Below are 12,854 nucleotides of genomic sequence, written 5' to 3'. Positions count from 1 at the left end.
GATCAAAACTGCGTTAAAACGAGAAAGGGGACCGGCATTTTCTGCCGGTCCCCCTGGAATTTTTCAAACCTTACGGGTTTCGGCTTACTCTGCGGCCTCCGCCACTGGCAGGACCGAAATAAAGGTGCGGTTCTTGAGTCCCTTGTGGAACTTCACGGCGCCATCAACAGTTGCAAAGATGGTGTGATCTTTGCCCATGCCTACGCCTTCGCCCGGCCAGAACTTGGTGCCGCGCTGACGCACGATGATGTTGCCTGCGATGGCTGCCTGGCCACCATACAGTTTCACGCCAAGGCGGCGACCAGCTGAGTCGCGACCGTTACGGGAGGAACCGCCAGCTTTCTTATGTGCCATTCTCTCTCTCCTTAGCCTTGAGCCAGCTCTTTGGCTTGCTCAACCCATTCGGGTTTCACTTTGATGGTGTCGATAGCAGCAATCTGCTCGTCCGACAAGGCGGCCAGAGCGGCAAAGCTCTCGATACCGGCTTCAGCCAGCTTCTTGGCAGCGGCGGGGCCGACACCGTTCAGCTTGGTCAGATCGTCAGCGGCAGCAGCGGCGGGTGCCTCTGCTTTGGCTTCAGCTTTCTTGGCAGGCTTTGCAGCAGGTGCCGCTTCGCCAGCCAGAGCCGAACCGGTTGCAGCTTTGATGCCAGATTTGTCAGCGCCCGATGCCAGGATGTCGGTGATTTTGACCAGAGTCAGTTTCTGACGGTGGCCAACGGTACGCTTCGAGCTGTGCTTACGACGACGCTTGACGAACTTGATGACCTTGTCACCTTTGACCTGTTCGATCACTTCGGCCTGTACGCCTGCGCCTTCAACGAAAGGTGCGCCAACAACCGGAGCGTCACCGCCCAGCATCAGAACATCGTTGAATTGAACTTTTTCACCTGCGTCGGCAGCCAGTTTTTCAACACGGAGCACATCGCCCGCCTGAACCTTGTACTGCTTGCCGCCAGTCTTGAGGACCGCAAACATGCGTCTTTCCTTTTCCAAACCGCGTTCTGTGGTCCCCTTTCGGGCGTTTTGGCTCCAACAGAATTGAAAGCCACCTCGAACAGCGCGCCCTTTTCGGGCTGTGTGAGGACCCGCAGGGCAAGCCCGATGGGTCAATAATAACGAGACCCGGCGCGGGGATTCCGGCCGGGATGCGCGCTTATCCAAAGATTACAAGCGAATGTCAACATGAAATGCCGACCTAGAGGTCCGACCCTTTTAAAACTTGAGCGACCGCCTGGCCAAGCTGGAAATAAATCGAATCGAACATCCGGTCAAAGCTTTCAAACAATGCGTCATTGATCGCCCGTCCCGTATCGGTTCGGGAAAATGCTATGTTCTCCCGCATCTGTGCATCGTTCAAAGGCTGATAGGCCAGCAAAAAGAATGAATACAACCACGTCCGGGTTTCCTCGGTCACGCTGTCTTTTTGTGAGAGAATTTGTGCGAGCAACTCGACATCATCGATTCCGACGCCCAGATTCAACCCGCGAAAAAAACTGTAATCCGCGCTAATGGCATTCTGAACGTTCTCATCGACGAGATTGTTGACCTCAATATACTCATCTACCAACCGGTAGAGTTGGGACTCTCGATCGCCTTTCTTGTAAGCCTCCTCAGCCATGTCTTCGATTGCGTCATCAGAAAGTGCCACACGGGCCGAGATTTCAAGTGATACGATGGTTTGACCCAAATCGCTTTCGAAAAACAGGATGGCGCGATCAAGCTGGCTGTCGGTGAGGGTTTCTTCAAACACCAGCTCAACATGCTCGTGCATCTTGTCCGCAGCATAAATCCGATCAACCTGCTCCAGAAACACCGGGCCGCCATTGTCACTCAAAAAGTTCTCTTGAAGCTCCTGCCCCAGTGCGCTTCCTTCGTCCCGCAAGATGTCGATGATTTCTTCAATCTGTAGGGCTTGCATCAAGCGTTCGACTTTTTCATCAGCCTGTAACGGCAAGGCCCACAAACAAAAGGCTGCAATGGCTGCAAAAAGACGCATCATATGTCCTGGGCTGGATGCAGTTCCGCCATCCTCGTCGCCAAATCTTCGAACTTCATTGCCATGATTTCGTACTGAATCGCATTCAGCAATTCATAGACCTCTTGCATCAGCGGCTGTTCCAGTGCTTCGGCATAAGCGATCACGTCGTCGTCCGAGAAATCCTGATAAGTGTAGGCGGCCCCAGCAAGCGCGGACAATTGAAGCGCCTGGCGCATGCCGGTTTCGTTCCGTTTCATCATCTGGCGCAGTTCCTCAGCATCCAACTGCAGGTCAATCACACCCGAAGCACTCGCAGCCAGCAGAAACCGCAACTGAATTTCCTGTAAGGCCCGCAGTGCCGTCCCGCTAGAATCAATGGCCGCGTTCATTCGCTTGAGGCTCTCAACACGTTGTGAACCATTTTTGATCAGGTCGGCGACGATCTCCTGCCCCTCCTGCTGCTTGGCGTCTTCATCCTCGATCAGATGCGAGGCATTTTCAGCCTCAACCAACCGCTGCCCCAAGTCCGAGGCATAAAATTCCACCGCGTGGTTCAACGCTTCATCGCTGAGCGTCTGTTCCAGAATGGTCACGGCGATTTGGTGCATGTCTTCAGTATCGAAGACTTCTTCCGTCAGTCGTGTCCAGTCTGAGCCGAACCCTTCTGGATCGATTCCCAGCATCGAGGGCGCCGAAGCCGAAGCCAGCGCTATACTCTCTAGCGCGACGTCGAAACCGGTTGTTGTCAGAAAAGCCTCAATCCGGTCGCGCCCAGCAGCCGAGGATATCACGGGCATCATGACCAGCGCGATCAGCAAGACGGAAAAGGAAAGAGCGACGCGGCGAATGTGATAAGTCATACTTCAAAGCCTAGGCGATTTGAGCCGTCTGGCAATGGAAAATCCAGTCTTGGTAATTTTCGGGAATTTTCTGCTTGCACCCCCGCGCGTTCCTCACTAAATCCCCCCCTCACAGACCCCCGCGGAGAGGTGCCGGAGTGGTCGAACGGGGCGGTCTCGAAAACCGTTGTGGGTGCAAGCCCACCCAGGGTTCGAATCCCTGTCTCTCCGCCACTTTTGCCAGCGGCCATGATACTGCAGTGTAAGCGATGCGCAGGATCACACTGCGTTTCACTTTCGGGTGATCATCATCTCCTTAAACAACTGATGGTGTGTTTCCAGGTAGTCAAAACTTGTTTTTCATTTTTGGGAGACAAATCTGCTTAGGTCAGCGCGCGCCCACCTAACGATCCCATTCGACCCATCCCCGCCATTGAACGTATACCGTTGATGCAATAGCGCCGCTCGTCGAACGGGTAACGGTCTTACGTTCTCCACAAGAATTCAGGTTCAGTTCTTATTGGACCCAGACTTCTGAAAGAGCAATGACAGTAACCCTAGAACGGCCGACACGACTATTAACAGCAGAGACACAGCGTTAAGTACCGGCGTCGAGCCCTGCTTTAGCTTGTCGAACATCGTGATCGTCAGCGGTGACTCCGAGCCCACCAGCATCAATGTGGTGTTGAAGTTCTCGAAACTCATCAACATTGCAACCACAGCCGAGGCGACAATTGCCGGCAGCAGAAACGGAAGGGTGATCTGCCGGACCGCGCCCCATTTGCTGGCCCCGAGGTTCAATGCTGCCTCTTCAAGACTGGGATCGAATTTCTGCAGGCGAGCCGAGATGACAAGGGTCGCAAAAGTGGTGATGAACGAAAACTGCCCAAGGATCACAAGGATCAGACCTGGCCTGAGCCCGTCAAACCAAAGGCCCGTCGCATCTTCCAGAGTATTTGCCAAGGAACTGGAAAAGACGAGGATCGAGATGCCAAGGATCACTCCGGGAATGATCAGAGGCAACAGCATGAGCATATAGAGGAACCCCTTGCCGGGGAAATCGTGACGCACGAACAGAAACGCGTTGCAGGTGCCGACTGCGACGGAAAGCCCGGAAACCCAGACCGCAACAAAAGCGGACGTACCGATTGATCGCATGATCGAGCGCTCATTGAAAACGCCTATGAACGGTGCATCGGTGCCAAAGAACCATGCAAGCGTGAAACCTTCCCACGGCAAAGACGGGAAAACGCTGTCATTAAAAGCAAAGAGGCAGACAACCGCCAGCGGCAGAGCAAGGTAAACGAAGAAAACCGCAACATAGGCGCGGTAGCACAGCTTGGTGAAAGCGGGTTGGGGAATGCTAGGTATCATGAGCGCCCCATTGTCTCGGAAAGCGATTGGCCGGACAGTTTCAGACCAAGAAACACGACAAGTGACGAAAGCGCCAGCAACAGGAAGCCGAAGGCGGAACCCAACTCCCAATTAAACCGGGTAATGAACTGGGTATAGATCATACCAGTGAACCAAAGACTGTCTTTCCCGCCCAGAAGGATTGGAGTCAGATAGTTGCCTAGGGACAGCATGAAGACGACGATGCAACCCGATACAATTCCAGGCATGGCGTGAGGGATCACGATCTCTCGCATGATGGATGTGCTTGTTCCGCCCAAGTCGTAACCCGCTTCGATCAAGCTGTCGTCTAGGCTGTCCAGAGTGGTGACCAACGGGACAACCATGAACAGGATCGACGTGTAGACGAGCCCCACCATGATGGCGGCATCGTTATACAGCATCTCGACCGGTCCTGAAACCAGCCCGAGGTATTGGAGGACATTTGAAAACACGCCCGTTTCCCGCAGCAGGATCATCCAGCCAAAGGTTCGCACCAGTTCTGAGACCCAAAACGGAATCATGCACATCAAAAAAAGCGTTGTCTTGGTGCGCCCTTTGGTGAGCTTGGCGATGTAATAGGCAATCGGAAACCCAAGGATCAACGTCAATGCCGTGGCCAGAACCGACATGATCGCGGTCCGCGCAAAAGTGCGCCAGTAGAGCGGTTCGGTGAAAAAGGCCGCATAATTGGCAAAACCTGTTTCGTATTCACGCGGTCCAATCTTCTCGCTAATAGACACGAAGAACAGGCCGACATGCGGCAGGATGATCAGCACGGTCAACCACAACAGGATCGGCGCCAGCAGCAGATAGAGACCCAGTCGCGAGGTATCGGATACCATGGCTCAGCCCTCCGCCACGGGATAACACCGCGCTCGCGTCGGTTGCCAACGGGTGCGTACCGCATCACCCTTTTGCAGGGAGGCAAAATCACCGGTTTGCGGTAGAGCCGCCTTCCAACTGACGCCATCCGTTCCTTTCACGGTAACCATGCTGTTGGCTCCGTTGAAAAGGACATTCTCAACAATGCCGGGGCTAACGTTCGACACCCCGTCTGTGTCGGCTCCGTTTGGCAGCAATTCAATGGCTTCGGGCCTTAGAAAGACTTGAACCTTCTGTCCCGTTGGCAACTGATCCCGACCGACAGCGACACGAATGTCCGAGCCGCCATCAGCTTTGAGCGTCAAGGTCGTTTCGTCTGTCGCAACGACTCGAGCAGATATCTTGTTGGCGTCCCCGACAAATCCGGCAACAAACGCTGTGTCCGGCGCGTGATAGACGTCATGCGGTGTACCGATCTGTTCGAACCTTCCATGGTTCATAACCGCGATATTGTCACTCATCACCAACGCCTCAGATTGGTCGTGAGTGATATACACAAAGGTCGTGTTAAAGGCCGACTGCAGAGCCTTAAGCTCCACCTTCATATGCTCGCGCAGCTTCAAGTCCAGCGCGCCCAGCGGTTCGTCCAGCAACAGCACATCTGGCTCAAGAACCATACACCGAGCAATCGCGACTCGCTGTTTTTGTCCGCCGGACAGTTGATCGACCCGGCGTTCGGCCACGTTCGGCAATCCGACACGATCGAGCACCTTTTCCACACGTGTTTTGATCTCTGACTTCGAGATGCCGCGTTGGCGCAATCCAAATCCTACATTGTCCCCGATGTTCATCGTTGGAAAAAGCGCAAGGTGTTGGAATACCATGGATACCGGACGTTTGTTCGGCGGCACTCCTATCATGGAATGCCCTTTAATCAGCAAATCTCCGGCTGACGGTGTCTGAAAGCCAGCGATCATGCGCAACAAGGTTGTCTTGCCGCATCCCGAAGGGCCGAGGATGGAAAAGAAAGAGCCTTGCGGCACATCAAAACTGACATGGTCGACAGCGCGGAACGTGTCGAAATCCTTGATCAGATCACGACATTCAAGATCAGGACCCGTATTCGTCAAATTGCAAACTCCCAAGTGTAAAGGGGCACCCGAAGGTGCCCCCTTTTGGCCGGTGTCACAGCATTAGTTTGCTGCGTTGATCCTGTCCAGAGTCGCTCCTTCGAGTGCCTCAAGGCCAGCTGGCACAGGTGGGTACCATTTGATGTTATCAATCGCTTCCTGATCAAAGCTGCCCTGATAACGAGCCTTAAGATCCTCGTTGACGCCCGCATCGCCGTCCACAGCTGCCGTGAAGTTTCCTGCAGTGTTGGTGATCATCGCCGCGATCTCGGGCTGCATCACAAAGTTGATCCAGTCATAGGCCGCATCATCAGCCCGGCCGCGTGCTGGCAAAACGAAGGTGTCGATCCAGCCCAATGCGCCCGCTTCCGGTGCAACAAAAGTGATGTCTGGATTGTCGGCGTTCAGCTGCCAACCGCCTGTATCCCACGCCATCGACGCCACGACTTCACCCGAACGAAGCAGGTTCTTGATCTCATCTCCACCGCCCCAATAGGTTTTCACGTTGGGCTTGCATTCCGTCAGCTTCGCTTCGACCTGATCCAGAATGCCTTGATAAGCTTCTGTGTCGCCATAAGCGGCAAAGGGATCGAGCCCCATGGAATAAGCAAACCCGATCAGCGTCGGGCGCTTGAGACGGTAAGACACCTTCCCTGCGACCGCGTCGTCGCACAAATCGGTGTAGTCGGTCACATCTACGGCTTCGGCCGTGTTCACAACCAGACCACTGGTTCCCCAGACATGCGGCAGGCCATAAACCTCGCCATCAAAGGTCGTGTTTCCCGCGGTCGCGCTGAGCATCGACGGAATGAACAAATCAGCATTCACACGGGACATGTCGATTGGTTTGTAAATTCCAAATTCTTCCTGCGCGCTGGTGATCCTGTCTTGGCTGGGCTGTGCCAGATCAAACCCGCCACCGTTGGTCGCGCGTAGTTTTGCAATCATTTCCTCATTATTCGAGGTCGTTACCTCGACCGTATGGCCCGTTTCGGCCTCGAACTTCGCGATCACGTCTTCCGGTGCGTAACCACCCCATGTCAGCAGTCTCAGAGTGTCCGCTTGTAGCATTGGCGCGGCCAGCGCGGACACTGCTACAAATGATGCAAGCAATGAATATTTCATAGTTCTCCCCTTGGTAGATCCAGCCATGCGCTGGTAAATACAAGATTTTTTGTAACAGCATTAAGTCAAACTAGCTTCGGGAAGTCCACTGCCATCTTTACCCTCAACTACAAGCAAGGGGTCTCTTAGCGAGGAACCGTCAATTGGTTCGTTCCTTTTTGTAAGTCAGCGGAGCGGATCAAGAAGGACGACAAGATGAGAAAGGATACGCCGATCGAATTGTTGGTATTTTAACGGTTCAGGCCGTCACAAGAAAAACTCTGCCCTTTGAACCACCCAGACCATAGCCACAAGGCTCGCACATGCAGCAACGGCAGCACGCGAACCGACCCAGATACGGCCTGGTTGCTTGCGCAAGATCAGAACCAATGGCCAGACCAATAGAACGATCATCAACTGCCCAATCTCGACACCTACGTTAAAGGCCAGAAGGCTGTGCCATACGTTTGGCGCATCCACGCGCAGGATCTGGTGCAGCATGAAGGAAAAGCCGAAACCATGCAGCAAGCCAATGCCCGAAGTGATCGCAAAAGCCTTTAGGTCACCGTGGTTCCGCTCAGGTGGCCGAACGGCCATTACGGCGGCGTAAATGATCGAAAGAGCAATGGCCAGTTCGACCGTGGGGATGAACCAGTCACCGCTCGGGGCAACTCCGAAAAAGCCCAGGATCAATGTCACCGTATGGCCGAGCGTAAACCCTGTTACCCGCGCCAGCAGGCTGTGCAGATTCACCGCTCCGATAATCATACAGAGCACGAACAACACGTGATCTGGACCTTCGATGATGTGTCGGATGCCTTCGACCACAAATGTTGAAGCAGCTGCCGTCGCTGATCCGGACACACTGATCGGCTCGTGCATTAAACCTGTTGCGCGATAGGTGCGGACTTGATCGCCGTTGTAATCCAAGATCAAGTTAGCCGTATCCTCTTGCCCTGTTAGTCCAGGATCAGACGAGTACGACAGTGCGTAATCTTCGACCGGACCGGTCGCGTAACGTAAGTGCAGGTCCAGCATCACATCGCCCACATAAGTCTCGTCGCCTGCAGGGAACTCATCTTTGGCGGATAGTGCGTTTTTCGCCTCGGCCAGGGTCGCAAAACCAGGCTCCGAGCCCAAGGGATGCAAGCGCATGGCGATGACGGAGGCCGTTGGTACTTGTCCCTCAACAGACAAAACCAGCCCGCCAACAGCAAGCAACGCCAACCCGTCCGGATTGTCGCGCAATTCAACCTGATCGACGTAATGCATCACTACGCCATCCTCGATCTGGTTGTAGGTATATGGTGCAGGAACCGGGAGGCCGTCGACCCCTTCTGGTCCAACCAATTCGGCGACCACATAGGACAGTGGTATTCTAAGATATACGTCCAAACCGTTCTCAGAACGCACCACATGATGCACTCTTACATTCTGATTCAGATTGAAGTGAGCACTGGACCTGTCTGCCGTGAGAAACACCATGGCAATCGCAAGGAAGGCGAAAACTAATTTAGTACGTCGCATATCAACCCTCCTTTTTGGCTGTCAGCACGGTCAGGCCATCCAGCATCCATTGATCACCGCGCCTTGATACATCCATCAGCCCGCGAAAATTCACGTTCTGCCGGTGCAAATGCCCCCAATGTCCACCGCTGACACGGGCCGTCCAATTTGCGATGATCTGAAAATCGTCTTTGCCCTGGCCTTGGGCTAGGTTTTCAACCAACAAGTCTTCAATTTCTTCTGCCAGCGCTGAAGCGCCAGATGGAAGTGTAACCGATAGTCCCCTGCGAAGCTCGGCACTGACATCCTCTCGGTGGGACTCATCCACAAACGGCGCTAGAGCGGCCTGAATTCCATCTGCGTCCGTCTCCAACAGGGCCGTGTTAATATTGTCCAACATACCTTTTGCGACGTGATGGGTTGCGATCTCGTCCGGTTCAGGGCGGGGAAAAGAGCCTTTCATCGCAAACGTTAGAATGGCTGCCGCGGCAAAAAAAACGGCCAACCCGAAGCTCAGCCCCCGTGGCGCAGACTTCAAATTCCACGCGCTCAGCAAGCAAATCACGGAAATCACGGCCAATCCAAATGCAAAAAACGGCAGAGGCACCGCCCCGGCGGTTTTAACAATGACCGGTTGGGTGCGGGGCTCTTCCCAAGCCGTCAGGTGATTGGTCCACCTCACTTTCGGATCTGTTTTGTAGATTTGCGAAGGGACCCCACCCGCCGGATCGCTGAGTGTGATGGGAACGATATCAACGCCATCAGGGAACAATTGCCAATGCATGTCAACCTGACTGGCCAGACGGTCTTGAGGATAGGACAACACGGCCCCCAAAAGCATCGTAGTGCGCTCGGCAGGTGCCTGATCCGGTAGCACGCGCAGCCCCTCAGCACCCACCGCGATACGGGACACCTTCACGCTACTTGGCATCACGTTGACCCCATCTACGGTGACAGGGTTTTGGGTTTTGAAGAAATCCGAGGCCTCTTCTTTGATCCATGTGACCTGATCGGCGGTGAGGCTTTCGGCGTCGCCAAGTTTCAGTTCAGTCCACCCTTCGAGGTCTTTTAGGCGAAAAATCACCTCGTGGCGTACTTCACGCGGCGCGATCGACAGAAACGACATGAGCGGGGATTTGTGATGGCGGGTCAGGTTCGGGTTTTCAAATCTGGTGAACCAGGGGTCATCCCAACTCAGCAGAATCGTTTCCGATTGAGACAAGAACCGGTAGTCGGTGACCGGTACACCGCTGTGTTCGGCCATAACCCCGATTGAGGCCAACGGAACACCGTCAGAGTTCAATGGCGGTGTGAACGTGATCTTTTCCGGCCTGCCTTGAAAGGGAAACTCCAAATCCACAAAGACGACTTCCGCACTTCGGGGTCGAGGTGCGACCAAACTGCTGGCTGCTGTTTGACGAGGGATGCGAGGGCGCACGTCAATTGCATGGACCACGCGGTCCAACGGATCGCCATCAGCTGATACGTGAAATGTCTGCCCTGTGCGTTCCGACAATGATGCACCGGAGCCATCGTCAGCTGCGACAAAGAATGGATACGCGCTCAGGTCGATTTCCAGCATAACGCGAACATGATCCGTTTCGACCGACAGTTCGGCGAAGTTCGGCGCCGTCTCGCCACCGTAAGGTGAGACGAGATCAGCCTTGGCAGGCCCCCAGCCGACTATGACGGCAGCCAGGCAAGCAATGCCGCACCACGTCTTAGAAGTGAAACGCAACAGCGGCGTAAATTCCGTTTTGATCGATGTCATAAGCAAACTCCCCGCCATCACGGTCTGTGGAGTAGTCAATTCCGTAAAACTGGTAGCCAAACCGCAAAGACGTGTTCTCCCAGCCCTTCCAGTCAAATCCGGCCAAAGCGACGTATTGCAGATCGTCTCCGTTCACCCCAAAGCCGCTTAACGAAGCTCGGGTCGCGAAGCTCCACCTGTCGTTAAGCTCCACGGCATAGCGCAGCGCGATCAAGGGCTCGAACCATTCCTCTGTTCCGCCCAAGGTCCTGCCCGGCCCCGGTCCGGCCAGATCAATTTCCTGCTTCAGACGGTTCCATTGAACGCCGATTGCAGCATCGGCCGCAAAACGGCGTCCCGAAGCATTCACGCCCTCTGAAAACCTGTAAGCGGCCTGAAGGTTGAAGAATGTTTGCCGAACGTCCACGTCAATCGTTGCATTTCCAACCGGCAAGTTCCCGTCTTCACCGAGCTTCACGTAGTAAACCTCGGAAATAATCCCGAAATCGCCCCTCCACCCTTCGTATCGAACCGATGCCGCACCCTGTAGAATATCCAGGACCTCGCTCAGGTTCAGGTCCAGATCGACACTGGTACCGTCAACTGTAGAAGTGCCTTTGGTGCTGAGAGGCAGGAAAAGATAGGGTGTGATTGAATGGCGCCATGCGTCGGCATCCGTCGAATTACGTGAGAGAGCTTGCGCATTTGCAACCGTTACTGCGACTAGCGTCAGGCCAATCTGCAAAGGCAGCCATAATTTCCATTTCTGAGCAAATCGCATCCCAAGTCTCCGGTTCAAAGAGTTGAGCCAAGAAGACCGGCGCGAGTTCTCACCCGCGCTTCTCTTGGTGCCGAGGGGTTATTGATCTCCGGGATAGGGGAAGTCTTGCCCCAAAACCTCCGAGGCTTCTTCGTAGATTGGGCGTAAGACATCGTCTACGTCGTCATACCCTTCTTTGGTAAAGTCCGAGAATTGCATTGCTTCAAGCGGAACACCAGAACGCTCAGCGAACTCTGCCTTATCATCCTGAGATGGTGGTTTAGCGGGCGAAGCTAAAGGCGGCGACCAGGTACGCTCTTCGGTGACGGCCATCCGCACTATGATGTCGTCTTTCGTCACGTTCCAGACCATGAAGTCATCTGCCATGCTCAGAGGGCCATCATAGGTTGAACGAATGCGATCATGAACATTTGACGACGTATCGAAGTCGTTGAAGAAATGATACGCGACTGCCATTCGTGGCTGGATGTCACTCATGACTTTCCCAAAAGCTTCGGGCGCCGTGTGTACCTGTGTTCCGGCCAAGAGAGCTGTCTCGGGTGTAAATTTCATCTTACTCACCAAATCGGGCACCGCGATGAAGCATTCGTGAATCGCTAGATCGGCATTCTTTGCGTACTCTTTGAACCACGTGTTGGGATAAGTATCCGAGCTGAAAACAAACTTTAAACCATTCCACTCCAACGCATAACTTACCGCACCGTCGATCGAGTGAATTGCAGGGAAGGTCCGAATTTGTACACCGTTCTCGTCGTAGATGACTTCGTTTTCCAGCTTGTAGTCAAATTCATTGACTTCGATCGAGTAGCCCCGAAAATCCACGATTCCTGCGCGGCCAGCCAGATCCCAAGTTAACATCTTCTGCATGTGATCAAGCGCATAGGCAGTTCCGAGTTCTTCTGCTGGCCCGCTTGGGCCCCAAACGCGAAGGGGAATGTTTCGCCCCATCAGCGCACCGCCAATGAACAGATCATGCAACGCCCCGAAATGGTCGGTGTGCAGGTGACCGATAAAAACCTTGTCCAGATAGTTGTAAGGAATTTGAAGCGATGAAATCCGCTCGGCCGAACCCGAACCGATGTCGAACAGGAACTTGTCGCCGTTCCCCAATTCAACAAGGAAACAGGCAGCGGCCTGCGCTGCGCGTGTCGTCGGCATCCCGGTGCCGCAGGCGATCACACGCATCTCATCTTCGGCAAGGTCTTCTGTGTTGGGGTAATAAACTTCCCGCGGTCGGTCACGAACGGCGGTTGGAGAGACCTCTTCGGCGTCCTGCGCGTAGGCAGCAGACGGAGAAACAAAGTCGATCACGGCTTGTGTGACTGACTGCGGTGCGGTTGCCCAAACCCCGAACGCCAGCCCAACCGTGAAATGCTTGCTGAGTTTCCTGAAATCTGAAGGTCGTACCATTGGGTTTCCTCCTTAAAATAGAATGTCCGCAATAGTTTAAGGCCCCACTCAAACTACTTGACGGTCGAGGGACTTCTCTCGATCCTGCGGGCCCGAGACTGAAAACGTAAGTGACTCACAGTTTGAAACGGGGTGAC

The 12,854-nt window shown here is 54.2% G+C and carries 12 protein-coding genes and 1 tRNA gene; 1 reads left to right on the top strand and 12 read right to left on the bottom strand.

Going from position 1 to position 12,854, the window contains the following annotated elements:
• Nucleotides 1–84 precede the first annotated feature (84 nt).
• The 4 genes from rpmA to ABLN94_RS18010 all read right to left on the bottom strand — a co-directional run bounded on the left by rpmA (nt 85) and on the right by ABLN94_RS18010 (nt 2,840).
• Nucleotides 85–354 (bottom strand): 50S ribosomal protein L27, encoded by a 270-nt coding sequence (gene rpmA, locus ABLN94_RS18025; protein WP_010440093.1) that lies wholly within the window; start codon nt 352–354, stop codon nt 85–87.
• Nucleotides 355–365: 11 nt separating this feature from the next.
• Nucleotides 366–977, bottom strand: a complete 612-nt coding sequence (locus ABLN94_RS18020; RefSeq protein ID WP_352994964.1) for a 50S ribosomal protein L21 — start codon at nt 975–977, stop codon at nt 366–368.
• A 220-nt stretch (nt 978–1,197) separates the two neighbouring features.
• Nucleotides 1,198–1,998 (bottom strand): DUF2059 domain-containing protein, encoded by an 801-nt coding sequence (locus ABLN94_RS18015; protein WP_352994962.1) that lies wholly within the window; start codon nt 1,996–1,998, stop codon nt 1,198–1,200.
• A complete protein-coding gene (locus ABLN94_RS18010; RefSeq protein ID WP_352994959.1) occupies nt 1,998–2,840 on the bottom strand; it encodes a DUF2059 domain-containing protein in 843 nt (280 codons plus the stop codon). Before ABLN94_RS18010 ends, ABLN94_RS18015 begins: the two co-directional genes overlap by 1 nt.
• A 123-nt stretch (nt 2,841–2,963) precedes the next feature.
• Here ABLN94_RS18010 and ABLN94_RS18005 point away from each other — a divergent pair.
• Nucleotides 2,964–3,053 (top strand) — tRNA-Ser (locus tag ABLN94_RS18005).
• A gap of 276 nt (nt 3,054–3,329) precedes the next feature.
• On the opposite strand, the gene ABLN94_RS18000 is transcribed toward ABLN94_RS18005, so the two are convergent.
• The 8 genes from ABLN94_RS18000 to gntH form a co-directional block, all read right to left on the bottom strand.
• A complete protein-coding gene (locus ABLN94_RS18000) occupies nt 3,330–4,193 on the bottom strand; it encodes an ABC transporter permease (protein ID WP_352994957.1) in 864 nt (287 codons plus the stop codon).
• Nucleotides 4,190–5,056: an ABC transporter permease gene (locus tag ABLN94_RS17995; RefSeq protein WP_352994955.1), complete on the bottom strand. Its 867-nt coding sequence runs from the start codon at nt 5,054–5,056 to the stop codon at nt 4,190–4,192. The genes ABLN94_RS18000 and ABLN94_RS17995 overlap by 4 nt, the downstream gene beginning before the upstream one ends.
• 3 nt (nt 5,057–5,059) lie before the next feature.
• A complete protein-coding gene (locus ABLN94_RS17990) occupies nt 5,060–6,166 on the bottom strand; it encodes an ABC transporter ATP-binding protein (RefSeq protein ID WP_352994953.1) in 1,107 nt (368 codons plus the stop codon).
• Between the two features lie 63 nt (nt 6,167–6,229).
• The gene (locus ABLN94_RS17985; RefSeq protein ID WP_352994951.1) at nt 6,230–7,291 is read right to left on the bottom strand and encodes an extracellular solute-binding protein; all 1,062 of its coding nucleotides are present in this window, start codon (nt 7,289–7,291) and stop codon (nt 6,230–6,232) included.
• Between the two features lie 246 nt (nt 7,292–7,537).
• A complete protein-coding gene (locus ABLN94_RS17980) occupies nt 7,538–8,797 on the bottom strand; it encodes a HupE/UreJ family protein (RefSeq protein ID WP_352994948.1) in 1,260 nt (419 codons plus the stop codon).
• A gap of 1 nt (nt 8,798) precedes the next feature.
• Nucleotides 8,799–10,547 carry a hypothetical protein gene (locus tag ABLN94_RS17975; RefSeq protein ID WP_352994945.1) on the bottom strand — a complete coding sequence of 583 codons (1,749 nt, stop codon included), beginning with the start codon at nt 10,545–10,547 and terminating at the stop codon, nt 8,799–8,801.
• The gene (locus ABLN94_RS17970) at nt 10,498–11,307 is read right to left on the bottom strand and encodes a hypothetical protein (protein ID WP_352994942.1); all 810 of its coding nucleotides are present in this window, start codon (nt 11,305–11,307) and stop codon (nt 10,498–10,500) included. The genes ABLN94_RS17975 and ABLN94_RS17970 overlap by 50 nt, the downstream gene beginning before the upstream one ends.
• 78 nt (nt 11,308–11,385) lie before the next feature.
• Entirely contained in the window at nt 11,386–12,717 is a 1,332-nt protein-coding gene (gntH, locus tag ABLN94_RS17965) for a guanitoxin biosynthesis MBL fold metallo-hydrolase GntH (RefSeq protein ID WP_352994939.1), read from the bottom strand.
• Nucleotides 12,718–12,854 lie beyond the last annotated feature (137 nt).

It is taken from the genome of Ruegeria sp. SCP11, assembly GCF_040329455.1.
Classification (GTDB): Bacteria; Pseudomonadota; Alphaproteobacteria; order Rhodobacterales; family Rhodobacteraceae; genus Ruegeria; species Ruegeria atlantica_E.
The sequence above is the reverse complement of the archived record's forward strand: the minus strand, read 5'-3'. Positions and strand labels throughout refer to the sequence as shown.